Source organism: Gordonia gummivorans (assembly GCF_022513585.1).
In the GTDB taxonomy this organism is placed as follows: Bacteria; Actinomycetota; Actinomycetes; order Mycobacteriales; family Mycobacteriaceae; genus Gordonia.
Genome location: NZ_JAKWBF010000067.1, coordinates 1 through 1,954 on the forward strand (window position 1 = coordinate 1; position 1,954 = coordinate 1,954).

5 protein-coding genes are annotated in these 1,954 nt (G+C 64.4%); 1 reads left to right on the forward strand and 4 read right to left on the reverse strand.

Going from position 1 to position 1,954, the window contains the following annotated elements; genetic code table 11:
- A partial coding sequence (locus MKW15_RS24060) for a hypothetical protein (RefSeq protein WP_240862891.1) occupies positions 1 to 326 on the forward strand: 326 nt, incomplete at its 5' end.
- Positions 327 to 390: 64 nt separating this feature from the next.
- Here the strand turns inward: MKW15_RS24060 and MKW15_RS24065 are convergent.
- The 4 genes from MKW15_RS24065 to MKW15_RS24080 all read right to left on the reverse strand — a co-directional run bounded on the left by MKW15_RS24065 (position 391) and on the right by MKW15_RS24080 (position 1,690).
- The gene (locus MKW15_RS24065) at positions 391 to 621 is read right to left on the reverse strand and encodes a hypothetical protein (RefSeq protein WP_240862892.1); all 231 of its coding nucleotides are present in this window, start codon (positions 619 to 621) and stop codon (positions 391 to 393) included.
- A 414-nt stretch (positions 622 to 1,035) separates the two neighbouring features.
- Complete coding sequence (locus MKW15_RS24070; RefSeq protein ID WP_240862894.1) at positions 1,036 to 1,230, reverse strand: hypothetical protein; 195 nt, start codon at positions 1,228 to 1,230, stop codon at positions 1,036 to 1,038.
- Positions 1,227 to 1,526, reverse strand: coding sequence for a hypothetical protein (locus tag MKW15_RS24075; protein WP_240862896.1), 300 nt, complete (start codon positions 1,524 to 1,526; stop codon positions 1,227 to 1,229). The genes MKW15_RS24070 and MKW15_RS24075 overlap by 4 nt, the downstream gene beginning before the upstream one ends.
- A complete protein-coding gene (locus tag MKW15_RS24080) occupies positions 1,523 to 1,690 on the reverse strand; it encodes a hypothetical protein (protein ID WP_240862898.1) in 168 nt (55 codons plus the stop codon). The genes MKW15_RS24075 and MKW15_RS24080 overlap by 4 nt, the downstream gene beginning before the upstream one ends.
- Positions 1,691 to 1,954: the final 264 nt, after the last annotated feature.

A 1,954-nucleotide genomic window follows, 5' to 3' on the forward strand; every position in this document is an offset into this window, starting at 1 on the left:
ACTCGGCGCCGACGACGACTGATGCCGCGCGCCGTACGGGTGGCAGCTCGGAGTTGCGGGAGATGCTGGCCGCGTACAGCCGCGATCATCGTGCTCGTTGGGATGCCGCGGCCGCACGCCGGCACCCGGACGCGACACCACTGGGCGGTGAGGATCGGGAACGCGCACTGTTGGCTGGTGAACAGGTCGCGGTGTCTGCCGGTGAGTTGTTCCGCGTCCTCTCGTGGGCTGGACGGCACCAGGAGGCCAAGCGGTACAGGTTCGACGGTCCCGACTACCGTGCCCGGTTCGTGCTCGTCGGTGACCGGCTGGAGGTCAAAAGTTGAACAGGGGATCGTTCGGCCACTCCCGAGGCGTGGCGAGATACCTGCCATCCGTCGTAGTTCAGGATCATCGATGCGACAGCCAGGCTTGCGCTGCGGAAATCGCCTTGTCGACGTCCACCAACCCGGTTACGCCGGTAATCCACTCCTCGCCGTCGACGGTGGCGAGTACCCAGCCGTCCGGAGTGGTTGCGTGCTGCACGGTCGCAACACTCCGGTAGTAAAGGATCGGCTCGCCGTTGGTGTCGCCAAAGGTCATCATCTGGTGCTCTGCGTTGTAGTCAACGTGGATCTTCATTGTTTGAACTCACTTCCGGGTTTTTGGTGACTGCACACGTTATTCAATAGTTTCGTACGACACCCTGACGGGTGGCCGCGCGTTCTACCCCATCCCGTTCGACCCACGGACCCCGGCACCGGACCGCGTTGGCCCACGACTTCTAGCACCGTGCCCGATGGGCAGGTGTGATCGTCATGGCACCTGGTCTCGATTCGCGAGGTCGGGATCGGTGGCCCTCGTCGACGTCGAGGGACTGGGCTACGTCGAGCAGGCTGGTTTGCGTCGGGCTCTGCGAGAACGACGGGCGCACGGTCGGAAGTCGGTTGTGCGCGTCGAGCCCATGCGGGAGTCGAACCCGCGAGAGAGGTGCAGAGAGAACCGCTCTCGACCGTCCAGGGCAGTCGCGGTGATGAGCACCGCGCAGGGGTTAGGTCAGACGACGCGGAGTCCTCGACGCGGAGACTGGCGGGATCGGTCAACGAGGCCGTCACGCTCCACGCGCTCGCCGATGGGAGCGAAGATCACCAGCAGCGCCGTCACTTCGCGCTCTGTGAGGTCGGACATCCGAACGCGGTCCAGGATTCCGCGAAGTTCGCGTCTCAACTCGGCGGTGTCGGGTGCGCTCATTTGGTGACCCCGAGCAGCTCAGAGGTGGGCATCCCGAGCGCGTCCGCAGCGCGGAACAGTTGCGCCACGGTCAAGGTCGATGCCTCGTCCGTGCCTTTGCGGCACACGGCGACGACGCCTTGCCGGACTGTTGTAGCCAGCTCGGCGACGCGCGTCGAGTCCCCGACCGCACCGTTGTCGAGCTGGTCCTCGAGGTCGTGCAACGCGGCCCGGAGGTGGTCGACGTCGACACCTACCTCGCGGGCGGCGTCGTGCAGGTTCCACCACGCGGTGAGCTGAGTGTCGGGGGCGCTCATCGCTGAACCACTATCGATCCGGCAGGTTGAGGGAGGAAGCACCGCAGCAACAGAACAAGGTCGTGGAGTTCGTCGGTGGTGAGTGCTCGGGTGTCGACCTGCTGAATGAGGTGGCGGGTTTCTGAGATGAGTCGTGCGCGGCGGTCGATTGTTCGGTTGCTCATGCGTGCCATCCAAGCTCGATGCAGAGGGACATGACGCCGATCGGGATGAAGTACGCGCCGAGCAGGAACACGACGGCTCCCGCGACGGCAGATAGGGTGTGATGAACGATGCATCGGAACGAACCTCCGGTGTGTCGAGGCCCTGGAGGTGTTACCGCACCTACCGGGGCCGTTCTATCTGCGGAGGTCAGGAGAGTTGCACGAAGGGTGCAACCGGTGATCTGAATGCAAAAGGTGGGAGGGCAAAAATGCCCTCCCACCTGC

What these genes read in the sequence shown, in the direction of transcription:
- MKW15_RS24065 (WP_240862892.1), bottom strand. Translation starts at nt 621, where the DNA reads ATGAAGATCCACGTTGACTACAACGCAGAGCACCAGATGATGACCTTT.
- MKW15_RS24070 (WP_240862894.1), bottom strand. Translation starts at nt 1,230, where the DNA reads ATGAGCGCACCCGACACCGCCGAGTTGAGACGCGAACTTCGCGGAATC.
- MKW15_RS24075 (WP_240862896.1), bottom strand. Translation starts at nt 1,526, where the DNA reads ATGAGCGCCCCCGACACTCAGCTCACCGCGTGGTGGAACCTGCACGAC.
- MKW15_RS24080 (WP_240862898.1), bottom strand. Translation starts at nt 1,690, where the DNA reads ATGAGCAACCGAACAATCGACCGCCGCGCACGACTCATCTCAGAAACC.